The sequence below is a fragment of the Microbacterium sediminicola genome (assembly GCF_039531125.1).
Lineage (GTDB): Bacteria > Actinomycetota > Actinomycetes > Actinomycetales > Microbacteriaceae > Microbacterium > Microbacterium sediminicola.
The window spans coordinates 75,745-97,303 of record NZ_BAAAPL010000001.1; the positions used below are offsets into that span (position 1 = coordinate 75,745).

The window sequence follows — 21,559 nt, forward strand, 5'->3', positions numbered from 1 at the left end:
GTGCTGCCACCGCTCGTCGAGCCCGTCCCCCAGCTGAGCGCGGCAGAGCTCGCCCGCACGGTTCGCCACCGTTCACTGGCCGGCATCGGCGACCTCGGCCAGCGTCGCCTCGCGGCAGCGCGCGTCGCCGTGATCGGGGCCGGAGGGCTCGGCTCGCCCGTCATCCTCGGGCTCGCCGCCGCCGGGGTCGGCACGATCGGGATCATCGATGACGACGTCGTGGATGTCTCCAACCTCCACCGCCAGGTGATCCACACGATGGATGCCGTGGGTCGGCCCAAGACCTCCAGCGCCGCCGCGCGCGCCCGGGGACTTGCGCCCGAGGTCGTCGTGCGAGAGCACGCGGTGCGATTGATCGCCGCGAACGCCGCCCAGCTGCTGGCCGACTACGACCTCGTGCTCGACGGCTCGGACACCTTCGAGACGCGTGACGCGGTGGATGCCGCCGCAGCGGACCTCGGCATCCCGGTGGTGTGGGGGAGCGTGCTGGAGATGTGGGCGCAGGTCACCGTCTTCTGGGCGTCGCCGCCGGCCGGGGCCGACCCGGTGCGACTGAGCGACCTGTTCCCCGCCGGCAGCACCGGCGAGGTGTTCACCTGCGCGCAGGTCGGGGTGCTCGCACCGCTGGTCATGCAGACCGGGTCGCTCATGGCATCCGAGGCGATCAAGCTCATCGTCGGGATCGGGGAGCCGCTGCTCGGCCGGGTCGCGGTGATCGACGCACTCGGCGGGCGGACACGCGAGCTCGCGCTACACGGTGCCGGCAGTTCGGCCCCGATGACGGAAGGTGCCGTTCGATGAGCTTCGCCCGCACGGTCGACGAGCATCGGGAGGCCGCGCTCGCCGCGATCACCCCGCTCGCGCCAGTGGAACTCCCCGTGGCGGCGGCGCTCGGCCGTACGACGGCGACAGCGGTGCGTGCCCGCGTCGACATCCCCGCCTTCGACAACTCCGCGATGGACGGGTATGCCCTCCGCGCCGTCGACGGTGACATGCCCCGCACGGTCGTCGCCGACATTGCGGCGGGCGCGTCCGGTGGCGCTGTCCTCGTCGAGGGCGAGGCCGCCCGCATCATGACGGGGGCTCCGCTGCCCGCCGGTGCCGACGCCATCGTTCCGCACGAGCGCACCGCCGAGACCTTCCGTGAGGTCGGTGTCGGCAGCACCGTTCATCTCGCCTCTGTGCCCGAGGCGGGCGCGCACGTGCGCCGCCGGGCGGACGATGTCGCTGCCGGAGACGTCGTGCTCGAAGCGGGCGTGCGGTTGGGGCCGCGCCAGCGTGCGGCGGTGGCGGCGGCGGGGGCGGCATCCGTGCTGGTGCGACCCGCCCCGCGGGTTGTCGTGATCTCCAGCGGCGATGAGCTGGTCGCCCCCGGGCAACCGATCGGTCCCGGGCAGATCCCCGAATCCAACGGCATCCTGCTCGACGGCGCGATTCGCGAGGCCGACGGTGAGGTGCTCGCGACCGAGATCGTGGACGACACCCCCGCGCACCTCCGCGCCCTGCTCGAGCGCATCGAGACCGACGGGGCTGCGGACCTCGTGATCCTCACCGGCGGGGCGAGCGTGGGAGCCTACGAGGTGGTGCGCGACGTGCTCGAGCCGACCGGGGTCGAGTTCCTCCCGGTGGCGATGCAACCGGGCAAGCCGCAGGGCTTCGGCGCGCTGGCATCCGGCATCCCGGTGTTCTGTCTGCCGGGCAACCCCGTGAGCGTCGCGGTGTCGTTCGAGGTGTTCGTGCGCCCGGTGCTGCTTCGCCTGCAGGGGCGCTCGGACGTGACTCGGCCCGTGCTGCAGCTGCCTGCGGCGGTCGGCTGGCGCACCCCGCCCGAGCGCGAGCAGTACATGCCCGTCGCCGTGGACCGCAGCGACCCGGCGCGCTGGACCGTGCGCCCCGCCACCGCCGGCGGATCGGGATCGCACCGGGCGGGTGCGCTCGCGCACGCCGAGGGGTGGGCGCGGGTCCCGGCCGAGAAGGACCGTGTCGACCCGGGCGAACTCGTGGATGTCATGCTGGTGCCATGAGCGAACCGGTCCCCTTCACGCACCTGGATGCCGCGGGGCATGCGCGCATGGTGGATGTCACCGGCAAGCAGCCCACGATTCGCGCCGCCTCGGCGCGGGCGCTCGTGTCAATGGCGCCGGCGACGGTTGCCGCGCTGCGCGATGGCGCCGTTCCCAAGGGCGATGTGCTCGCCGTGGCCCGCATTGCCGGCATCCAGGCCGCCAAGCGCACGCCGGAACTGCTGCCACTGGCGCACACGATCGGCGTGCACGGCGCGGCCGTGGATCTGGAGATCCTCGATGAGGGTGTGCGGATCACCGCCACGGTGCGCACGGCCGACCGCACCGGGGTCGAGATGGAGGCGCTCACTGCGGTCACCGTCGCCGCACTCTCGGTCGTCGACATGGTCAAGGGCATCGACCGCACCGCCATGATCGTCGAGGCCTGCATCACCGCCAAAGAGGGTGGCCGCTCGGGATCATGGACCCGCGACTGACCCTTCCCGCCTTCCGCGAACCCACACGTTGCTTGCGAACCCACATGCTTATTGCGCCACAAACGTATGGGTTCGCAATACGCATGTGGGTTCGGCGAGAGGTGGGCGGTGAGGTGATGTGACGCGGCACGTTCTGGGGGCTGTGGTGCTGTCGGGCGGGAGCGCCCGGCGGATGGGCGGGGTGCGCAAGACCGCGCTCGAGGTCGGCGGGCAGATGCTGCTCACGCGCACCGCCGAGGCAGCGCTGGCGGCGTGCGACGGGGCAGTGGTCGTCGTCGGGGATGCGACCGGGGCGCCGGGGGGAGTCATCCACGTCGTCGAGGAGTCGCCCGGCGGGGGACCGGTCGCGGGCCTTGCGGCGGGCATGTCCCACCTGGATGCCGAGTGGACGCTGCTGCTGGCCGGTGACCTCGTCGACGGGGCGGCGGCGGTGTCGGCTCTGGTCGGCGCTCAGCGCGGCACAGACGGCGCGGGCCTTGTGGATGCCGCGGGCAAGAAGCAGTGGCTGTGCGCGCTCGTGCGCACCGAGGCGCTGCGCGCAACGTTATCCACAGCAGGCACGGCTTTCGGAGCGCGACTTTCTGAGATCGTCGGCAAACTGGAGGTTTTGTGGGCCCCGGATCGCGGAGAGGTGACGGCAGACATCGACACGTGGGATGATCTCACGCAAGCGCATGCCCGATTCGTGCGCGTGATCCGCTCCAGCCCCCGCATCGATACCCGAACCGACGGAGGTTCCGCCGTGACTGTGCCTGCAACTGAGCGAACCCTGCCCCCCGAAGCTCTCGACGGATGGGCCCAAGTGCTGCGCGAGCGCTTCGGCCTCACCGAGGACGAGGTGCCCATCGCGCTGATCCTTGACCTGGCCCGTGATGTCGCTCACGACGTCGCGCGACCCGCGGCGCCGCTGAGCGCGTTCATCGCGGGGCTGATCGCCGGCCGACAGGGCGGAGGGCCGGCCCAGACGAGCGTGATCCTCGACGAGGTGACAGCCCTCGCCCGAGCCTGGGCGACGGCCACGGCTACGATGGAGTGATGCCCACCGTTCGCTACTTCGCCGGCGCCGCTGAGGCCGCGGGGTGCGAGAGCGAGGCGCGATCCGAGCGCCGTCTCGACGACCTGCGCGTCGCCGTCGTCGGTGACCATGCGCGGTTGGGGACGGTGCTGCCGCGCTGCGCAGTACTGCTGAACGGGCGCCGGGTGGATGCCGACGCGGAGCTCATCGAGGGCGACGTGGTCGACATCCTGCCGCCCTTCGCCGGCGGGTAGCCGGGGCCGGGGCCCGCCGGAGTTCCCGCGACGAGTCCTACCTAACTCAGGCTGCGCGAACCTGTGTGGGCCGATAGCACGGCGTGTTGCGTACCTTCGCCGAATCCAGCCTGAGTTAGGCGGAGCGACCGCCGGAGAGTTCGGGCGAGAGGGTGCCGGGATCAGCCGCCGATGGCGGACATCGGGCGCTGCGGCTGGAGGAAGCCGGGGTCATCGATGCCGTGGCCGGCGCGCTTTCCGGCGATTGTGCGCTGCAGGAGGTCCGCGATCGCATCGTCGTCGGCCGGGCCGGCCCGGTATGCGCCAGAGGGATCCGTGTCGACAGATGCCTCGCCACGGCCCGCCACGGCGCTGCCACGCAGCAGGGGGAGCAGGTCCGATTCCTCACGGGCGAACAGGCAGTTGCGCACCTGACCGTCGGCGGTGAGCCTCACCCGGTCGCACGCACCGCAGAAGGGCGCCGTCACCGAGGCGATGACCCCGACCGTCGTGGCCGTGTCATCGATCCGGTACTCCTGCGCGGGGGAGGACCCGCGCTCGCCGATCTCGGTCAGGGTGAACCGCGCGCTCAGCCGATCGAGGATCTCGGCGGCATCCACCATCTCGGTGCGCGACCAGGTGTGGCCGGCATCCAGCGGCATCTGCTCGATGAAGCGCATCTGCGCGCCGTTGTCGACGGCGAACTGCACGAGGTCGACGATCTCATCGTCATTCACTCCGCGCATCGGCACGGCGTTGAGCTTGAGGGGAGAGAACCCGGCGGTGCGCGCCGCATCTATCCCGGCCAGTACGTCGTCGAGCCGGTCGCGGCGGGTGAGGGCAGCGAAGCGCTCGGGCTGAAGGGTGTCGATCGAGATGTTCACGCGCGACAGCCCCGCCTCGCGCAGCGGCTCCGCCAGCTGCGGCAGCTTCAGCCCGTTCGTGGTCATCGAGACATCCAGCGGCCCATCGACGCCCTCGATCTCGGCCATGCGGCGCACGACCTCCACGACATCGCGGCGTAGCAGCGGCTCTCCGCCGGTCAGGCGCACCTCGGTGATCCCCAGCTCAGCGAGCACCCGAGCGACCCGCACCAGCTCGTCGGTGGTGAGGATGCTGTCCTTGGCCAGCCACTCCACCCCTTCGGCGGGCATGCAGTAGGTGCAGCGCAGCGAACAGCGGTCGGTGAGGGAGATGCGCAGGTCGCGGTGCACACGGCCGAAGCGGTCGACCAGCGGCCCGCGGAACCCGGGACGGTGCTCGCCGGAGACGCGCGGCGGGTGTGCCACCGGCTCGGCGGCGCGCACGCGGGGGACCGGCAGCAGGGTGGTCACAGTCCCACCCATGATGCGGTGCCGGATGCGTCGTGTTGACGCTTCCAGACGGGCAGCTCGGTCTTGATCCGCTCGATCACCGCGCGGCACACCTCGAACGCCTCGGCGCGGTGCGGGGATCCAACGGCGACGACGACCGCGGCATCTCCGATCTGCAGCTCGCCGATCCGGTGGCTGACGGCAACCGTGCACTCCACGCCCTCGCCGCAGGCGGCGGCGATCTCGCCGAGGATCCGTTCGGCATCCGGGTGGGCGGAGTACTCCAGCAGCGTCACCTCGCCGGCGGCTCCCGGATCGTGGTCGCGAACGGTGCCGAGGAAGGTCGCGACGGCACCGGTGCTCGGGCCGCTGACGGCCGCGATGTGCGCGGCCAGATCCAGCGGCTCGGTCGTGATGCGTGCGATTCCCACCTGGGCGAGGGTACCCGCGCTCATCGGTGATCGCCTCCTCGCAGCTGATCCAACACGTGCGGGACAAGGGGCAGCAGCGCCCCGAGACCCTCGATCGCGCCACGCGTCGACCCCGGGAGGTTCACGATCAACGCCTCGCCGGTGACGCCCGCGATCCCCCGCGTGAGGACCGCGAACGGCGTGGATTCCGCGCCCTCGCGTCGCAGCAGCTCGGGGATGCCGGGGAGCTCGCGCTCCAGCACCGGCCGCGTGCCTTCGGGCGTGCGATCACGTGGTCCGACGCCGGTGCCGCCGGTCGTGACGACCAGCCGCGCTCCGGAGTCGAGAGCTGCGCGCAGGGCATCCGCGACCGACTCCTCGCCGTCGGGGATGACGATCGCCGCGTCGCACGCGTAGCCCGCAGCGGCCAGACGCGCGATGAGCTCGGGCCCCGTGGCATCCGGTCGCTCACCCGACGCGGCGCGGTCGGAGGCTGTGATCACAGCCGCCCGCACCGCGTCCCCTGCGCCGGCCGTCACGGGGTGCGGCGCTCCAGCCGGACGACGACACCCTTCGAGGTCGGCGTGCCCGAGCGGTCGGCCGTGGAATCCAGCGGCACGAGCACGTTCGTCTCGGGGTAGTAGGCGGCGGCGTTGCGCTCCGGGGTGTCGTAGTGGACGATCCGGAACTCCTCTGCGCGGCGCTCTGTGCCGTCGGTCCACACCGAGACCAGGTCGACGATCTCGCCGTCCGCGACACCGGCGGCATCGGCATCCGCCTTGTTGACCAGCACGACCCGGCGGCCGTCGGTGATGCCGCGGTAGCGGTCGTCCTTGCCGTAGATCGTGGTGTTGTACTGGTCGTGCGAGCGCAGGGTCTGCAGCAGCAGGTGCCCTTCGGGGATGTGCGGGTACTCCAGCTCGTTGCCGGTGAACATCGCCAGACCCGTCGCCGTCGCGAAGCGCCGTGCGTCGCGGGGGCCGTTGGGGAGGAAGAACGTGCGGCCCTTGGCGATCCGCGCCTCGTAGTCCTCGAACCCGGGGATGACGTGCTCGATGTGGGTGCGCAGGGTCGCGTAGTCGGCCTCGATGCCTGCCCAGTCGGCCTGGGGTGCGTTCGGCGCGGCATCCGGACCCGAGAACAGCCGCTGGGCGATGCGCGCGACGATCGCGACCTCGCTCAGCATGTCGTCTGCGGGGGGCTTCAGGCGCCCGCGGGAGGCGTGGACGGCGCCCATCGAGTCCTCGACGGTGACGCGCTGATCGATGCCGCCGCGGTGGTCGCGGTCGGTGCGGCCGAGGGTCGGGAGGATGACCGCGCGGGAGCCGGTCACCAGGTGCGAGCGGTTGAGTTTGGTGGAGACCTGCACGGTGAGGCGGAGGTTGCGAAGAGCCTGCTCGGTGACGGCGGTGTCGGGGGTGGCGGAGACGAAGTTGCCGCCCATCCCCATGAAGAAGCTGGCCTTGCCGTCGCGCATCGCGCGGATCGCCTCGACGGTGTCGTAGCCGTGCGCGCGGGGCGCCGTGAAGCCGAACTCGGAGTCGAGGGCGGCGAGGAAGGGCTCGGGCATCTTCTCGTAGATCCCCATCGTGCGATCTCCCTGCACGTTGGAGTGTCCGCGCACAGGGCACACTCCGGCGCCCGGGCGACCGACGTTTCCCTGCAGCAGCAGGACGTTGACGACATCCTGGAGGGTGGCGACCGAGTGCTTGTGCTGCGTGAGGCCCATCGCCCAGCACACGATGGTGGAGGGCGAGGCGATCAGTAGGTCGCCGAGCTCGCGCAGGCGCGCTTCGCTGAGACCGGTCGCGGTCTCGAGCTCTGCCCACTCGGTGGACTGCACCGTCGCGGCGTAAGCGGCGAAGCCGCTCGTGTGGCCATCGATGAAGTCTTGATCCAGGATGCCGGGCTCGCCGGCCGCAAGGCGCGCGTCGTGCTGCTCGAGCAGGTGCCGTCCGATCGCCTGGAACAGGGCCTGGTCGCCGCCCATGCGGATCTGGACGAACTCGTCGGCGATCGGGGTGCCGTCGCCGATCACGCCGCGGACGGTCTGCGGGTTCTTGAACCGGAAGAGCCCGGCCTCCGGGAGAGGGTTGACCGCAACGATCGTCGCGTCCTTGTTCTTCGCCTTCTCGAGGGCGCTGAGCATGCGGGGGTGATTGGTGGCCGGGTTCTGCCCGGCGACGATGATGAGGCTCGCCTCGTGGATGTCCTCGATCGAGACCGTCCCCTTGCCGATGCCGAGGGTCGCGGTCAGGGCCGTGCCGCTGGATTCGTGGCACATGTTGGAGCAGTCGGGGAGATTGTTCGTCCCGACCCCGCGCACGAGCAACTGGTAGAGGAAGGCCGCCTCGTTCGAGGTGCGGCCCGAAGTGTAGAAGATGGCCTCATCGGGATCGTCGAGGTTCCGCAGCTCGTCGGCGACGACATCCAGAGCCTCGTCCCAGCTGGCCTGCCGGTAGTGGCTCGCGCCCTCGTCGAGGATCATCGGCTCGACCAGGCGCCCCTGCTGGCCCAGCCAGTAGTCATCGTGGGTGAGGAGCTCCTCGATGGAGTGCTGCGCGAAGAACTCGGGACGAACGCGGCGCAGCGTCGCCTCTTCGGCCACGGCCTTGGCGCCGTTCTCGCAGAACTCGGCGATGTGGCGCTTGTCCTCTTCCGGCCAGGCGCAGCCGGGGCAGTCGAAGCCGTCTTTCTGGTTGACCCGCAGCAGCGCGCGGGCGCTGCGCACCACGCCCATCTGCTCCAGCGACATCCCCATCGCGTGCATCACGGCGGGAACACCGACAGCCTCGGTCGCGGGCGCTTTCACGCGCAGCTTCGACTCGTCGATATCGGCGGTGGGGGGTTTGGTGGCCATGACAGTGTTCTCCGAGCGGTGTTCCGGTCGACAGCGACCGCCCTTCGAGGGTATCGCCGATGCCCTCCCGCCGGGCCGTGCCGAGGCATCCGCCCCCGCACGCTGAGCCTGCACGTCCCGCGGTGCGTTCGCCGGGGGACAATGGGCTGGAGACGAAGGAGTGGGCATGGCGGCAGGACTGGCGCGCACGCGCGTGACGCGCGTGCGGTGGACGGATGCCTCGGGCGAGGACTCCGCGGCGCCGCAGGTGTCGCGACGTGAGGACGTCGTCGCCCGCGAAGAGCCGCTCGAGATCCGCATCGGCGGCACGTCGTGGTCGGTCACGATGCGCACCCCCGGCGACGACTTCGACCTCGTGGCCGGCTTCCTCGTCTCCGAGGGCGTGATCGCCGCCCCGAGCGAGCTCATGTCACTGCGTTACTGTGCGGGGTTCGACGAGCACGGGCGGCGTGAGGAGAACACCTACAACGTCATCGACGCCGTCCTGGGGCGCGGTGCGATCCCCCCGGACGAGGCCGGCGCACGCCACTCGACCACGACCTCCGCGTGCGGCATCTGCGGCACCACATCGATCGATGCGGTGGGCAAGCAGTCGCGCTTCGATGTGGCGGGCGATGACATCCGGGTGGATGCCGACCTCCTCGCCTCTCTCCCCGACGCGCTGCGTGAGCACCAGGCCCTGTTCGATCGCACGGGTGGCGTGCACGCGGCGGGCCTGTTCGCGGCATCCGGTGACCTGCTGTGCCTGCGCGAGGACGTCGGACGCCACAATGCCGTCGACAAGGTCGTGGGATGGGGTGTGCGCGAGGGGCGGCTGCCGCTTCGGGGCACGATCCTGCAGGTCTCGGGGCGCGCGTCCTTCGAGCTCGTGCAGAAGGCGCGGCTGGCCGGCATCCCGATCCTCGCCGCCGTCAGCGCCCCCTCCTCCCTCGCCGTGGACCTCGCGAAGGAGTCGGGGATGACCCTCCTCGGCTTCAGCCGGGGCCAGAGCTTCACCGTCTACACCCGCCCCGACCGCATCCTCTAGCGCGTTCTTCGTGCCGAACCCACACGTTCGTGCCGAACCCACACGTTGCATGCGCAATAAGCCGGTGGGTTCGCAACAAGCATGTGGGTTCGGGGGAAGGGTGGGACAAGAGGAGGGCCGGTAGGCTGGGCGGGTGAGCATGGACTTCGAGATCGGCCGCGCCAAGCGCGCTCGCCGCGCGTACTCGTTCGACGACATCGCGGTCGTGCCCTCGCGCCGCACCCGAAACCCCGAGGACGTCTCGACCGCGTGGTCGATCGACGCCTACCAGTTCGGCATCCCGGTGCTCGGCGCGCCCATGGACTCCGTCGTCAGCCCTCGCACCGCCATCATGCTCGGTCAGCTCGGAGGACTGGGCGTCCTCGACCTTGAGGGCCTGTGGACCCGCTACGACGACCCGTCGCCGCTGCTCGCGGAGATCGCGGCCCTGGATGACGCGACCGCGACGATCCGGATGCAGGAGCTGTATGCCGAGCCGATCAAGCCCGAGCTCGTGCGCGACCGCCTGCAAGAGATCCGGGACGCCGGTGTCGTGGTCGCCGGATCCCTCACCCCGCAGCGCACGCAGGAGCTCTACGGCACGGTCGTCGCAGCGGGCGTGGACCTCTTCGTCATCCGCGGAACGACCGTCTCGGCCGAGCACGTCTCCTCCGTGGCAGAGCCGCTGAACCTCAAGAAGTTCATCTACGACCTCGATGTCCCCGTCATCGTCGGCGGGGCGGCGACCTACACGGCCGCGCTCCACCTCATGCGAACGGGGGCTGCCGGCGTGCTGGTCGGGTTCGGGGGAGGAGCGGCATCCACGACGCGCGGTGTGCTCGGCATCCACGCGCCGATGGCCACCGCCGTCGCCGATGTCGCGGGCGCGCGCCGTGACTACCTGGATGAGTCGGGCGGCCGCTACGTGCACGTCATCGCCGATGGCGGCGTGGGCACCTCCGGCGACATCGTCAAGGCCCTCGCAATGGGCGCGGATGCGGTGATGCTCGGCGTGGCCCTCGCTCGTGCGACCGATGCTCCCGGCCTCGGCTACCACTGGGGACCCGAGGCCCACCATGCCAAGCTTCCGCGTGGTCGCCGCGTGAAGGTCGATCAGGTCACCACCCTGGAGTCCGTGCTCTACGGCCCCGCCCCCGTCGCCGACGGCACCGCGAACCTCATCGGGGCGCTCAAGAAGTCGATGGCGACCACCGGGTACTCCGACCTGAAGGAATTCCAGCGCGTCGAGGTCGTCGTGGCCCCGTACGCCGGCAGATGACCTCTCCCACGCCCGTCGTGCCGACCTCCGACGCCTCGGAGGTCTTCCCGCCGACGCTGCGCGAGGTCATGCTGCGCCCGCAGTGGCTGGGCGTCCTCGCGCTCTCGCTCATCGTCGCCGGGGTCTTCGCGTGGCTCGGACAGTGGCAGCTGGGCAGGGCCGTCATCGTGAACCCGGTCGAACCCGGCGAGACCGAGATCGTGCAGCCACTCGCCGACATCGCCGGCCCGGGGGAGTACCTGCCGGAGCCCCTCGTCGGCCAACGCGTCGAGGCATCCGGCACGTGGATCGCGGATGACTTCCTCATCGTCTCCTCGCGCTACAACGACGGCGTCGAAGGCTACTGGGTGACGGGGCAGCTGCGGCTGGATGAGACGGCGGTGCCGACATCCATCGCCGTCGCGATCGGCTGGGCACCCACCCTCGAGGACGCCGAGGCCGCGGTCACCGAGCTTGATGCGACCGCGGCGGGCGAGCCCGCGACGATCACCGGGCGACTCATTTCGGATGAGGGGCCGGTCACTCCGCCGCGTGGTGCGGATCCCTTCACGATGACGCGGATGTCGCCGGCGGCGCTGCTCTCGCAGTGGCACTCCGCAGACGGCATCGACGTGTATCGGCCGTACCTCGCGTCCCAGACCGCGGCGGCAGGTCTCGACGACATCGACTCGCCCGCGCCGGACGAGGGGTCGGGGATCAACTGGCTGAACCTCTTCTACGCCGCCGAGTGGGCCGTGTTCGCGGGCTTTGCGTTCTATTTCTGGTACCGCCTGGCGAAGGATGCCTGGGAGAAAGAGGTCGAAGACCTCGAAGACGCGGCCGCCGGGGCCGCGAACGGCGGCGGCTAGACTGGATGTCATGCCCCGCGCCCCCAAACCGTCGAGCTTTCCGGCCATCAAGGGCGCACTGACCTTCTACCAGGTCGCCTCGATCATCACCGGTGTCATGCTGCTCATGCTCCTGGCCGAGATGATCCTCAAGTACTCGCCGCTGCACGTCGAGCTCTTCGCGGGCGGCTCGGGCGGGTTCCTGTGGTTCGCGCCGGTCATCGTCGGCCCCGGCTGCGAGTGGTACTCGCTGTTCGTGCCCGGCGGCATGGGGTGCGAACTCGAATCCGCGGGCGACGGTGTGAACCTCTCCCTGTCGATCCTCGTCGCGCACGGCTGGTTCTACGTCGTCTACCTGTTCGCGTGCTTCCGCATCTGGAGCCTCATGCGGTGGCACTTCGGCCGGTTCATCCTGCTGGCCCTCGGCGGCATCGTTCCGTTCCTGTCCTTCATCATGGAGGCCCGGGTGGCGCGCCAAGTCAAGGGCTATCTCGCCGAACGCGAGGCCGAGACGCACCGCCTCGCCGAGCACTCCAGCCTCACGACGCAGCTGCCCACGCAGAACTGACGCCCCCGACATCCGCCCGCCCCTCGTCGAAAGCATCCGGTGACAGAACAGACCGAGACCTCGCAGCGCCCCGTCCTCGTCGTCGACTTCGGTGCGCAGTACGCGCAGCTGATCGCGCGCCGCGTACGCGAAGCCGGCGTCTACAGCGAGCTTGTGCCCCACACCGCGACCGCTGCGGAGATCGCCGCCAAGAACCCGATCGGGATCATCCTCTCGGGAGGCCCCTCATCGGTGTACGAGGACGGCGCACCTTCGCTCGATTCCGGGGTGTTCGATCTCGGCGTCCCGACGCTGGGCATCTGCTACGGCTTCCAGGTGATGGCCCAGGCTCTTGGCGGCGTGGTCGCCAACACGGGGCTGCGGGAGTACGGCGCGACGGATGCGTCGATCATCCATGACCAGAGCGTGCTGTTCTCGGGCCAGCCCGTCGAGCAAAACGTTTGGATGAGCCACGGCGATCAGGTGTCCGAGGCCCCCGCCGGCTTCGACGTGCTCGCCCGCACCGGCGCGACCCCCGTGGCCGCGTTCGGAAACGACGCCCGCAAGATGTACGGCGTGCAGTGGCATCCCGAGGTCAAGCACTCCGACCACGGGCAGCGCATCCTCGAGAACTTCTTGCACAAGGCCGCGGGACTTGCCGCCGACTGGAACAGCGGCAACGTCATTGCCGAGCAGGTCGATCGCATCCGCGCCCAGGTGGGATCCGCCCGCGTTCTCTCGGCTCTGTCGGGCGGCGTGGACTCGGCCGTGTCGACCGCGCTCGTGCACAAGGCGGTCGGTGACCAGCTCGTCGCCGTGTTCGTCGACCACGGGCTGCTGCGCAAGGGCGAGCGCGAGCAGGTCGAGCAGGACTACGTGGCCTCCACCGGCGTGCGCCTGGTGACCGTCGATGCGCGCGAGACGTTCCTGAATGCGCTGGCCGGCGTCAGCGACCCGGAGCAGAAGCGCAAGATCATCGGCCGTGAGTTCATCCGCGCCTTCGAGCGCGTCCAGCGCGAGCTCGTCGACGAGGCCAAGGCCGAAGGCGAGCCGATCCGATTCCTCGTGCAGGGCACGCTTTATCCGGACGTCGTCGAGTCCGGCGGTGGCGCGGGGGCCGCCAACATCAAGAGCCACCACAACGTCGGAGGCCTGCCCGAAGACCTCGATTTCGAGCTCGTCGAGCCGCTTCGCACCCTGTTCAAAGACGAGGTGCGTGCGATCGGTCGCGAGCTGGGGCTTCCTGAGGTGATCGTGGGCCGTCAGCCCTTTCCGGGGCCGGGCCTTGGCATCCGCATCGTGGGTGAGGTCACCGCTGACCGCCTCGAGATCCTGCGTGACGCCGACGCCATCGCCCGTGAGGAACTGACGAAGGCGGGCCTGGACGCCGAGATCTGGCAGTGCCCGGTCGTGCTGTTGGCCGACGTCCGTTCGGTCGGTGTGCAGGGCGATGGCCGCACCTACGGCCACCCGATCGTGCTGCGTCCCGTCTCGAGCGAAGATGCGATGACCGCCGACTGGACGCGTCTGCCCTACGACGTCCTGTCGAAAATCTCCAACCGCATCACGAACGAGGTGCGCGAGGTCAACCGGGTGGTGCTGGATGTCACATCCAAGCCCCCGGGGACCATCGAGTGGGAGTGACACTCCCACTCGCGTGAGCGAGAAGAAGCCGGGCCCGTCCTCGAGAGGACAGGCCCGGCTTCTTTGTCTTGTGCGTCAGTTGCTGCCGCGGAGGATCGCGAGGATGCGCAGGATCTCGATGTAGAGCCAGACGACCGTCACCATGATGCCGAAGGCGCCCATCCAGGCGAACTGGCGGGGAGCGCCGTTGCGCACACCCTGCTGGATCGAGTCGAAGTCGAGCACGAGCGAGTACGCGGCCATGATGACCACGAGCACGCCGATGATGAGGCCGAGCGGGATGCCGAACACTTCCATGCTGTAGAGGCCGAAGGGGCCGCCGCTGCCGGTGAAGCCGAACATCACCATCACGAGGTTGATGAGCGAGAAGACGAGGTAGCCGATCATCGCAACCATGAAGACCTTGGTGGCCTTCTTGGAGGCGCGGACCTTGCCGCTGGCGAACAGGGCGAGAGTCACACCCACCACCGCGAGGGTCGCGAGCGAGGCCTGCACGACGATGCCGGGCCAGATGAACTCGAAGTAGGCCGAGATGCTGCCGACGAACAGACCCTCGAAGGCCGCGTAGCCCCAGATGAGAGCCGGGCGGATCTTCTTGCGCGAGCCGAAGATCACGACCATCGCCATCACGAACCCGCCGAGCGCACCGACGATCCAAGGGACCATTGTCGGGTACGGGCTTGCCGCGGTCACGGGCGCCATCGTCCACATCCAGCCGGCGACGGCCGTCACCAGCAGGATCGCGAACAGTCCGACGGTCTTGAGGAGGGTGTCCTCCACCGTCATCCGGCCGGTCTCGATCGCACCGGCCGAGGGGGCCGCGTACGCGCCCTCAAGCTGCGCGTTGACCGCGGCATCCGTCGCTGCGGACGACGTCGTCGCGTACGAGGTCTGCGTGCCGAAGCCGGCGCGCGAGGCGCCCTTCTCCTGGAACGCCGGGTTGTTGAATGCGGGGTTGTTTCCAGCCGCCACGGTGAGTCACACTCCAAAGTCGGGGTATCCAGCGGTGTCGCTGTTCGTCAACGATATCCGACGGCGGTGGCGACGGCCCTGCTCCCGGCTGTGAACCGGCTTTGAGCGGCGCATCGTGAGCCACCGCGCCACACGGTCTGCCGTCGGATCTTCAGATCCCGATCCGGGGCGCGGTAGCGTGACGGGTGTGACACGGTGTGGGGGATAGCAATGAGCGCGGCGCGCACGGCAAAGTGGATCCCGGAACCGAACCCAAGCGGGGGTCTCAACGTGGAGAAGCACGCGTACATCGCGCCGCGCTACCTGCTGTATCCGCAGATCATGGTGGGCATCTCGGGCATTGTGCTGCTCGCCGCAGCGCTCTTGTACGGGCTCGAGGTGCGGCCCGGCTACGCCCTCGCAGCGGGAATGATCGTGTTCGCGGCGACGGTCGCGATGGTCGTCGTCCGCGTGCGTCCACAGGGCCGCCACAGCGCATGGATTGCCCTGATCCCCATCGCCGACATCGTCGGTTTCGGCGTGCAACGTGGCTCGTTCTTCGAGCCGATTCCGCTGGCGGGGCTGGTCATGGCGATCCCGCTGGCGTGGCTCGCTTTCGCCTTTCCGCTTCCGTTCACCGTCGCCGGAGTCGCCGCGGTATCGACGTGGCCGCTCGTCGTCTACTCCACACTCGGCATCTTCCCCGCCGCAGCCAACGAGGTGGTCGGCATCTTGCTCTACTCGGGGCTCGGAGCGGTGTTCGCGGCGGCGATCGTCCCCATCGGGCGGCAGTTCCGTCGTGAAAAGGCGGTGTCGGATACTCGGGCGTCAACGCTCGCGGCGATCCTCACCGCAACCGAGAACGGCATCCTCGTGGTCGGGGGAGACGGACGCCTCGAGGTTTTCAACGACGCAGCCCGCGATCAGCTTGTGCGCGCCGGGGTCGATCTGAGCACGGCGACACCGGCGCGCCGGCCGTGGCACGTGTACGGCGCCGACCGGACGACGCGGGTCGACACCGCGTCATTGAGGGTAGGCACGGATGGCGTGGGGAATTCGCGCACCGTGTGGGTAGGTCCGCCCGGGGATCAGATTGCCGTCCGGTACGTGTCCGCCCTGATCGACCCGGAGGATCCGAGCGTCGGCACCATCTTCAGCGCCTCCGACGTGACCGAGCTGCTCGAGTCCATCGAGATGCGTGACACGTTCTTGGAGGTCATGAGCCACGAGCTGCGCACGCCTCTCACGGTGGTGATGGCGCGAACCGATCAGGCCATCGATGAGCAGGACCCGATCGTCCTGCGCGAGCGCGTGAAGCAGATCGACGAATCGTTGACCGTGCTGCGAGACTCCATCGAGCGACTGTTGCTCGCTCACCGCGAGAAGGTCTCCAGCATCCGGGACGCGACCGACATCACGCTGGCCATCGATGAGGCGTTGCAACGGGTCGCTCCGCGCGCGGAGGAAGCCCTCGTCGAGGTCCGTGTGCAGGTTACCCGCGGGATGATCGCACAGGTGAACGCCCGCGGGTTGGCGCTCATCGTCTATGAGCTGCTCAAGAACGCGATCGCGTTCACCCGCGCGGGCGGCTTCGTGGAGGTTCGTGCCTACGCCGGCGAGGGCGGGCCGGTGATCGAGGTCGTCGACTCAGGTGTGGGAATGTCGCCGGACGAGCGGCGGCGTGCGTTCGAGCGGTTCTATCGCGCGCCGTATGCGAAGCAGAATGCGATTCCGGGCGCCGGTCTGGGGCTCAGCCTGGTGGCAGCCGTTGCGGCGCGCAGCCTGATTTCGGTCGAGCTGTCGGGCAACTCCGCTGGCGGGACGACCGTGACACTAGAGCTGCCGGCGCACTGACGGAGGCGTGATCGTCGCCGGGATCAGGCGCCGATCTTCGCTCCGGCCGCCGCTTCGAGTGACGCCGCAATGGCTTCGTCGAGCGGGGTGGATGCCACGCCGAGGGCCGTGCGGATCGCCGAGGAATCCGCGACGAACGGCTCGGTGAATTCGTACATCATCTCGCCGAGTTCGCGCACGAGTGGTGAGAAGGCGCCGATCACGCGCACCGCAATGGGGGAGAAGGCCCGCAGACGTGGCGTGCCCGACTGCCCCGCAGCGTGCCAGACGAGGGTCGCGAGCTCGCCCTGGGTGATCGGAGCGAGGACGGGGGCGATCCACGCTCTGCCCCAGGCCGTCTCGCTCGTGCCGAGCCCTGCCATCGCGCGGCCGACGTCGGGGACGTAGCTGAACGAGTGCGGCTGATCCGAGCGTCCCAGGATCTGGAGGGGACGACCCTCCAGTGCGGGGCGAAAGAGGTCCGAGTCCGAGCGTGCGTAGCCCGGGCCGATGTAGTTCGAGGGACGGCAGAGCGCGACGCGCAGACGGCCCTCGTGATGGGCTGACAACGCAGCATCCGCCATTGTCTTGCGCATGCGGCCCTTGCGGGTCGTGGGAGCTTCGGGACTCGTCTCGGCGAGGACACCCGTGGGCCGGCCGTACGAGTACAGGTTGTCCCCGATGACGAGGTCGGCGCCGACGTCGGCGGTGGCATCCAAGATGGCGGTCTGGAGGGCGGGGAACTCCTGGATCCACCGAGGGTAGGGCGGCATCGCGCACTGGTAGACCGTCGTCGCTTCGCGCAGCGCGGCACGGAGGGCATCCGCATCCCGCACGTCGACGCTGGCGGAGCCCACGTCCGGGGCGGCGGGCCTTCCGCTGCGGCTGAGAACGGTGACGTGGTGCCCTGCATCACGGAGTGCGATTGCCGTGGCGGTGCCGAGAGCGCCCGCGCCGATGACGATGTGGGACATGTCCCCTCCAATATGACCAGTGGTTACTTCTCTCGAGCCGACGCTAGGGCACAATATGACCGATGTCAACATCAGAACCACGCGCGAGCTATCACCACGGAGACCTGCGCAATGCGCTCCTGGATGCCGCCGACGACCTTCTGAGTGAAGGCTCGGCAGACGGTGTCGCGTTGCGCGCGGTCGCTCGACGTGCGGGTGTCAGCCACACCGCCGCCTACAACCACTTTGAGGACCGGACGGATCTGCTGCGCGCGGTAGCGCTCCGGGCGTTCGGTCGTTTGCAGACCGATCTCGAGCGCGTCGCGGCCGATGGGGCCTCCACCGTCGGTGACATCGCGGCGGCCTACCTCCGCTACGCGACCGGGTATCCGCGGCAGTTCACGTTGATGTTCGATCGTGCGCTCTGTCGTCCCGACGGCGAGGAGGACGAGTTGGCTGCTGCGGGCGACGCCGCTTCGGCGACTGTTCGCGGCTTCGTCGCCGCGCGCACGGGTCTTTCGGGTGAGGAGTTGGATGTCGCCGCTCTCGCGCTGTGGGCGCAGGTCCACGGGCTTGCGACCCTCGTGGTTGAGACACCCGCACTCAAAAGCGTCGCGCCCGAGGCCGCCGAGGGGATCGCCCGCGCGCTGTCGGCTCAGCTGGTGTTCGGGCGGCCGTAGCCGAGGACCGAGCGTGCGAGAGGCGTGTCAGCCCGAGAACCACCAGGTCTGCGTCTGCACCGACGTGGCTCGGATCGCGCTCTCCGCCTCCGCGCGTGCGCGCTCCGTGTCGTCGTGCGCGGCACGGGCGGCTTGCTGTTCTTCGTCGCTCAGCGCCTCCCGCCCGAACCAGCCCCTTATGCGTGCGAGACGCGACCTGCCCGCCAGGATCGCCCCTTTCGGATCGATGAGCCCAGGGTGGCTCGGGTGTCGCGCGCTGTCGACGCGACGGCGGGAGTCGAACCCGCTGCGCTGCCGGGTATGAGCCGGTGCCCGGAACCATCCGGATCGCCGCGATGCCCCCACGCTAGGTGGAAGGTGTGACATCCACCCTCACTGTGTCCAACGAAGACGTTGTGTGTCGACTGTTGACGCTCAGGTCGCCGAAGTCCGACCGACTGTACTCAGGCTGAACGCTGCGCAGCGCGCGTCGCACCCGCGCGATTCTGCGGAAGCTTGGGCTCGCTCGCGTCGCACGGCCTGAGTACGGCAGGTGGGCACGCGGAGGTGGGGCGAGAGAGCGTCCTGAGGAGGGCCGCGCGTCAGGGGACGTCGACGATGTCCTTGCCGAGCGGCATCAGCGAGACCGGAACGAGCTTGAAGCTCGCGATGCCCATGGGGATGCCGATGATCGTCAAGCACATCGCGATCCCCGACACGATGTGGCCGAGGGCGAGCCACCAGCCGGCCAGGATGACCCAGATCACGTTGCCGAGGAAGGAGAACACCCCCGAGGTCGGCTTGTCCACGATCGTGCGGCCGAAGGGCCACAGCGTGTAGACGCCGATGCGGAACGACGCGATGCCCCAGGGGATCGTGATGAGGAGGATGCACAGCACCACGCCCGCGACCATGTAGCCGAGGAACATCCAGAAGCCGGACAGGACGAGCCAGATGATGTTGAGCACTGTGCGCATGACCCCAGTCTGGCGGGTGCTGCTGAGGGAAGGCCGTGCGCGGTGCGGCCGCGGTGGGGCTGGTGGCCGCGGGGCAGGCATCGCCGACGGTGCGGTGTCGGATGTCGCGCCTAGACTTGTCGGGCTATGGACCGGGCTGAGAACGCACTGCTTGAGGGACTCAATCCGCCGCAGCGCGAGGCCGTCACCTACCGCGGACCCGCGCTGCTGATCGTCGCGGGAGCGGGGTCCGGCAAGACTCGGGTGCTCACCCACCGGATCGCCTCGCTGCTGCACAGCCGGGAGGCATATCCGAGCCAGATCCTCGCCATCACCTTCACGAACAAGGCCGCCGGCGAAATGCGCGAGCGCGTCGAGCAGATCGTGGGCGAGAACGCGCGCGGTATGTGGATCTCGACCTTCCACTCCGCGTGTGTGCGGATCCTGCGCCGTGAGGCCGAGAACTTCGGCTTCACGAAGGCGTTCACGATCTACGACTCGGGCGACTCACGTGCCTTGATCAAGCGCCTTGTCCGCGACCACGACGGGGATGCCTTCGGCTTCACGCCGGCGGGCGTGCAGAGCCGGATCTCCAAGCTCAAGAACGAGCTCGCCGACGCCGAGTCCTACGCGCGCCAGGCGAACATGAGCGACCCCGCCGAGCGGCTGTTCGTAGAGATCTTCGCCGACTACCAGCGCGGGCTGCAGAAGGCGAACGCGTTCGACTTCGACGACCTCATCGCCCAGACGGTCTACCTGTTCCGCGCGTTCCCGAAGGTCGCGGATGTCTACCGCCGCCGCTTCCGGCACATCCTCGTCGACGAGTACCAGGACACCAACCACGCCCAGTACGCGCTCATCCACGAGCTGACGCGGCCCGTCGGCGCAGGGGAGTCCGATCCGTATTCCGTCGGCGGCATGATGATCTTCGAGCCGGAGAAGGACCCGCTGCTCGAAGGCGCATCGCTCACCGTCGTCGGCGACTCCGACCAGTCGATCTACGCCTTCCGCGGCGCCGACATCCGCAACATCAGCGAGTTCGAGCGCGACTTCCCGGGGGCGAAGGTCGTGCTGCTCGAGCAGAACTACCGTTCGACCCAGAACATCCTGTCGGCGGCGAATGCCGTCATCGGCCACAACTTCGACCGCAAGGACAAGAAGCTGTGGACCGACTCCGGGGACGGCGAGAAGATCGTCGGCTTCACCGGCTACTCGCAGCACGACGAGGCCCAGTTCATCGCCGACGAGATCGAGCGGCTGCGGAAGGCCGATGTCGACTACGCCGAGATTGCGGTGTTCTACCGCACCAACTCGCAGTCGCGTGCGCTCGAGGAGATCTTCATCCGCGCCGCGGTGCCGTACAAGATCATGGGCGGCACGAAGTTCTACGAGCGCGCCGAGATCAAGGATGCCCTCGCCTACCTCATCGCGGTCGCCAACCCCGCCGACGAGATGGCCGTGCGTCGCATCCTGAACAAGCCGCGCCGCGGCATCGGGGACGTCACCGAGACGGCGATCGCCCGCTACGCCGCGGACCAGCAGATCACCTTCCGCGACGCCCTGGCCAACGCTTCCGCCCTCGGGGTCGGCCCCAAGATCCAGGCGGCGATCGCGCACCTGGATGCGGTGCTGGTCGAGGCGACCGAGAAGATGCTCCCCGCCTCGGGTGAACTCGCCCCACCGACAGCCGTCGCCGAAGGACTGCAGCTGCTGCTGTCGAAGTCGGGATACCTCGACGCTCTGCGGGCGAGCAAGGACCCGCAGGATGAGGCGCGCGTCGAGAACCTCGACGAGCTGGTCGCGGTCGCCCGCGAGTTCGCGCGCAACAACCCCGACGGCACGGTCATCGACTTCCTCGGCGAGGTCGCACTCGTCGCCGACGCCGACGATCTGGACGACGCGACCGGATCGGTCTCCCTCATGACGATGCACACGGCCAAGGGGCTCGAATATGACACGGTGTTCCTCACCGGTGTCGAAGAAGACCTCATCCCGCACCGCATCTCGGCCGGAGAGCCCGGTGGTCCGCAGGAGGAGCGCCGCCTGTTCTATGTCGGAGTGACCCGCGCGCGGCAGCGCTTGTATCTCACGCTCGCGATGACCCGCGCCCAGTTCGGTGAGGTCTCGGTCGCGATGCCCAGCCGCTTCCTGCAGGAGATCCCGGCGCCGCTCATTGACTGGCGGCAGTCTCCGGGCGATGTCAACTCCCGCGGTGGCATGCAGTCGCGCGCGTTGAACGCCCGCCCCGGGCGCGGCGGGCAGTCGGGTGGCTGGGGGAGTCGCGGCGGCTCGAACCGCTATGGCGGCGACCTCGTCCCCAAGGGCACTTCGATCGACAAGATCGCCAACAGGATCCCGGCGAAGGTGCGCGACAACGGCGACATGGAGCTGGCAACGGGTGACCGCATCCGGCACGACGACTTCGGCGAGGGGCGGGTGGATGCCGTCACCGGCGAAGGTGCGAAGCGCGTGGCGCACGTGCGCTTCGACGACGGCGCCACCAAGAAGCTCCTCATCAAGATCGCACCCATCACCAAGCTCTAGCATCGCCGCCGCTGCAGTGCGATCGGACT

At 69.3% G+C, this 21,559-nt stretch carries 20 protein-coding genes and 1 tRNA gene; 13 read left to right on the forward strand and 8 right to left on the reverse strand.

What is annotated here, in order from left to right; genetic code table 11:
- The 5 genes from ABD206_RS00305 (at nucleotide 1) to ABD206_RS00325 (ending at nucleotide 3,769) form a co-directional block, all read left to right on the forward strand.
- Nucleotides 1-801, forward strand: coding sequence for a HesA/MoeB/ThiF family protein (locus ABD206_RS00305; protein ID WP_344067716.1), 801 nt, complete (start codon nucleotides 1-3; stop codon nucleotides 799-801).
- Nucleotides 798-2,024, forward strand: a complete 1,227-nt coding sequence (locus ABD206_RS00310; protein ID WP_344067718.1) for a molybdopterin molybdotransferase MoeA — start codon at nucleotides 798-800, stop codon at nucleotides 2,022-2,024. Before ABD206_RS00305 ends, ABD206_RS00310 begins: the two co-directional genes overlap by 4 nt.
- Complete coding sequence (gene moaC / locus ABD206_RS00315; RefSeq protein WP_344067720.1) at nucleotides 2,021-2,500, forward strand: cyclic pyranopterin monophosphate synthase MoaC; 480 nt, start codon at nucleotides 2,021-2,023, stop codon at nucleotides 2,498-2,500. Before ABD206_RS00310 ends, moaC begins: the two co-directional genes overlap by 4 nt.
- A gap of 118 nt (nucleotides 2,501-2,618) precedes the next feature.
- Nucleotides 2,619-3,536 carry an NTP transferase domain-containing protein gene (locus tag ABD206_RS00320; protein ID WP_344067722.1) on the forward strand — a complete coding sequence of 306 codons (918 nt, stop codon included), beginning with the start codon at nucleotides 2,619-2,621 and terminating at the stop codon, nucleotides 3,534-3,536.
- On the forward strand, nucleotides 3,536-3,769 hold the full coding sequence (locus ABD206_RS00325; protein ID WP_344067724.1) for a MoaD/ThiS family protein: 234 nt from the start codon (nucleotides 3,536-3,538) through the stop codon (nucleotides 3,767-3,769). The genes ABD206_RS00320 and ABD206_RS00325 overlap by 1 nt, the downstream gene beginning before the upstream one ends.
- Before the next feature lie 161 nt (nucleotides 3,770-3,930).
- Here the strand turns inward: ABD206_RS00325 and moaA are convergent, their stop codons facing one another.
- Genes moaA through ABD206_RS00345 form a run of 4 tightly spaced genes read right to left on the reverse strand, consistent with a single transcriptional unit; the run spans nucleotide 3,931 to nucleotide 8,331 of the window.
- Nucleotides 3,931-5,094: a GTP 3',8-cyclase MoaA gene (gene moaA, locus ABD206_RS00330; protein ID WP_425561146.1), complete on the reverse strand. Its 1,164-nt coding sequence runs from the start codon at nucleotides 5,092-5,094 to the stop codon at nucleotides 3,931-3,933.
- Nucleotides 5,079-5,516, reverse strand: a complete 438-nt coding sequence (locus ABD206_RS00335; protein WP_344067726.1) for a molybdenum cofactor biosynthesis protein MoaE — start codon at nucleotides 5,514-5,516, stop codon at nucleotides 5,079-5,081. Before ABD206_RS00335 ends, moaA begins: the two co-directional genes overlap by 16 nt.
- Nucleotides 5,513-6,010 carry a MogA/MoaB family molybdenum cofactor biosynthesis protein gene (locus tag ABD206_RS00340; RefSeq protein ID WP_344067728.1) on the reverse strand — a complete coding sequence of 166 codons (498 nt, stop codon included), beginning with the start codon at nucleotides 6,008-6,010 and terminating at the stop codon, nucleotides 5,513-5,515. The genes ABD206_RS00335 and ABD206_RS00340 overlap by 4 nt, the downstream gene beginning before the upstream one ends.
- Entirely contained in the window at nucleotides 6,007-8,331 is a 2,325-nt protein-coding gene (locus ABD206_RS00345) for an FdhF/YdeP family oxidoreductase (protein WP_344067729.1), read from the reverse strand. The genes ABD206_RS00340 and ABD206_RS00345 overlap by 4 nt, the downstream gene beginning before the upstream one ends.
- 166 nt (nucleotides 8,332-8,497) lie before the next feature.
- Here ABD206_RS00345 and fdhD point away from each other — a divergent pair, with 166 nt between their 5' ends.
- The 5 genes from fdhD to guaA all read left to right on the forward strand — a co-directional run bounded on the left by fdhD (nucleotide 8,498) and on the right by guaA (nucleotide 13,634).
- Nucleotides 8,498-9,358 (forward strand): formate dehydrogenase accessory sulfurtransferase FdhD, encoded by an 861-nt coding sequence (gene fdhD, locus ABD206_RS00350; RefSeq protein WP_344067730.1) that lies wholly within the window; start codon nucleotides 8,498-8,500, stop codon nucleotides 9,356-9,358.
- 139 nt (nucleotides 9,359-9,497) lie between these two features.
- Nucleotides 9,498-10,616, forward strand: coding sequence for a GuaB3 family IMP dehydrogenase-related protein (locus tag ABD206_RS00355; protein WP_344071365.1), 1,119 nt, complete (start codon nucleotides 9,498-9,500; stop codon nucleotides 10,614-10,616).
- The gene (locus ABD206_RS00360; RefSeq protein ID WP_344067731.1) at nucleotides 10,613-11,464 is read left to right on the forward strand and encodes an SURF1 family protein; all 852 of its coding nucleotides are present in this window, start codon (nucleotides 10,613-10,615) and stop codon (nucleotides 11,462-11,464) included. The genes ABD206_RS00355 and ABD206_RS00360 overlap by 4 nt, the downstream gene beginning before the upstream one ends.
- A 10-nt stretch (nucleotides 11,465-11,474) precedes the next feature.
- A complete protein-coding gene (locus ABD206_RS00365) occupies nucleotides 11,475-12,011 on the forward strand; it encodes a DUF3817 domain-containing protein (protein WP_344067733.1) in 537 nt (178 codons plus the stop codon).
- Between the two features lie 39 nt (nucleotides 12,012-12,050).
- Nucleotides 12,051-13,634 carry a glutamine-hydrolyzing GMP synthase gene (gene guaA, locus ABD206_RS00370; protein WP_344067735.1) on the forward strand — a complete coding sequence of 528 codons (1,584 nt, stop codon included), beginning with the start codon at nucleotides 12,051-12,053 and terminating at the stop codon, nucleotides 13,632-13,634.
- Between the two features lie 75 nt (nucleotides 13,635-13,709).
- Here the strand turns inward: guaA and ABD206_RS00375 are convergent, their stop codons facing one another.
- On the reverse strand, nucleotides 13,710-14,606 hold the full coding sequence (locus ABD206_RS00375; RefSeq protein ID WP_344067737.1) for a Bax inhibitor-1/YccA family protein: 897 nt from the start codon (nucleotides 14,604-14,606) through the stop codon (nucleotides 13,710-13,712).
- A gap of 270 nt (nucleotides 14,607-14,876) precedes the next feature.
- On the opposite strand from ABD206_RS00375, the gene ABD206_RS00380 reads away from it, so the two are divergent.
- On the forward strand, nucleotides 14,877-16,439 hold the full coding sequence (locus ABD206_RS00380) for a sensor histidine kinase (protein ID WP_344067739.1): 1,563 nt from the start codon (nucleotides 14,877-14,879) through the stop codon (nucleotides 16,437-16,439).
- A 23-nt stretch (nucleotides 16,440-16,462) separates the two neighbouring features.
- Here the strand turns inward: ABD206_RS00380 and ABD206_RS00385 are convergent, their stop codons facing one another.
- The gene (locus tag ABD206_RS00385; protein ID WP_344067741.1) at nucleotides 16,463-17,392 is read right to left on the reverse strand and encodes an NAD-dependent epimerase/dehydratase family protein; all 930 of its coding nucleotides are present in this window, start codon (nucleotides 17,390-17,392) and stop codon (nucleotides 16,463-16,465) included.
- 62 nt (nucleotides 17,393-17,454) lie between these two features.
- Here ABD206_RS00385 and ABD206_RS00390 point away from each other — a divergent pair, with 62 nt between their 5' ends.
- The gene (locus ABD206_RS00390) at nucleotides 17,455-18,051 is read left to right on the forward strand and encodes a TetR/AcrR family transcriptional regulator (protein ID WP_344067743.1); all 597 of its coding nucleotides are present in this window, start codon (nucleotides 17,455-17,457) and stop codon (nucleotides 18,049-18,051) included.
- A 262-nt stretch (nucleotides 18,052-18,313) separates the two neighbouring features.
- Here ABD206_RS00390 and ABD206_RS00395 read toward each other — a convergent pair.
- Nucleotides 18,314-18,386 (reverse strand) — tRNA-Met (locus ABD206_RS00395).
- Nucleotides 18,387-18,632: 246 nt separating this feature from the next.
- Nucleotides 18,633-19,007 carry a YccF domain-containing protein gene (locus ABD206_RS00400; protein WP_344067745.1) on the reverse strand — a complete coding sequence of 125 codons (375 nt, stop codon included), beginning with the start codon at nucleotides 19,005-19,007 and terminating at the stop codon, nucleotides 18,633-18,635.
- 126 nt (nucleotides 19,008-19,133) lie between these two features.
- Between ABD206_RS00400 and ABD206_RS00405 the strand changes: the two genes are divergently transcribed.
- Entirely contained in the window at nucleotides 19,134-21,530 is a 2,397-nt protein-coding gene (locus ABD206_RS00405) for an ATP-dependent helicase (RefSeq protein WP_344067747.1), read from the forward strand.
- The last annotated feature ends 29 nt before the right edge of the window (nucleotides 21,531-21,559 follow it).

Coding starts and splice junctions, on each gene's coding strand:
- moaC (WP_344067720.1), top strand. CDS start 2,021: ATGAGCGAACCGGTCCCCTTCACGCACCTGGATGCCGCGGGGCATGCG.
- ABD206_RS00365 (WP_344067733.1), top strand. CDS start 11,475: ATGCCCCGCGCCCCCAAACCGTCGAGCTTTCCGGCCATCAAGGGCGCA.
- ABD206_RS00325 (WP_344067724.1), top strand. CDS start 3,536: ATGCCCACCGTTCGCTACTTCGCCGGCGCCGCTGAGGCCGCGGGGTGC.
- fdhD (WP_344067730.1), top strand. CDS start 8,498: ATGGCGGCAGGACTGGCGCGCACGCGCGTGACGCGCGTGCGGTGGACG.
- ABD206_RS00345 (WP_344067729.1), bottom strand. CDS start 8,331: ATGGCCACCAAACCCCCCACCGCCGATATCGACGAGTCGAAGCTGCGC.
- ABD206_RS00355 (WP_344071365.1), top strand. CDS start 9,498: ATGGACTTCGAGATCGGCCGCGCCAAGCGCGCTCGCCGCGCGTACTCG.
- ABD206_RS00360 (WP_344067731.1), top strand. CDS start 10,613: ATGACCTCTCCCACGCCCGTCGTGCCGACCTCCGACGCCTCGGAGGTC.
- ABD206_RS00385 (WP_344067741.1), bottom strand. CDS start 17,392: ATGTCCCACATCGTCATCGGCGCGGGCGCTCTCGGCACCGCCACGGCA.
- ABD206_RS00335 (WP_344067726.1), bottom strand. CDS start 5,516: ATGAGCGCGGGTACCCTCGCCCAGGTGGGAATCGCACGCATCACGACC.
- moaA (WP_425561146.1), bottom strand. CDS start 5,094: ATGGGTGGGACTGTGACCACCCTGCTGCCGGTCCCCCGCGTGCGCGCC.
- ABD206_RS00390 (WP_344067743.1), top strand. CDS start 17,455: ATGTCAACATCAGAACCACGCGCGAGCTATCACCACGGAGACCTGCGC.
- ABD206_RS00405 (WP_344067747.1), top strand. CDS start 19,134: ATGGACCGGGCTGAGAACGCACTGCTTGAGGGACTCAATCCGCCGCAG.
- ABD206_RS00310 (WP_344067718.1), top strand. CDS start 798: ATGAGCTTCGCCCGCACGGTCGACGAGCATCGGGAGGCCGCGCTCGCC.
- ABD206_RS00400 (WP_344067745.1), bottom strand. CDS start 19,007: ATGCGCACAGTGCTCAACATCATCTGGCTCGTCCTGTCCGGCTTCTGG.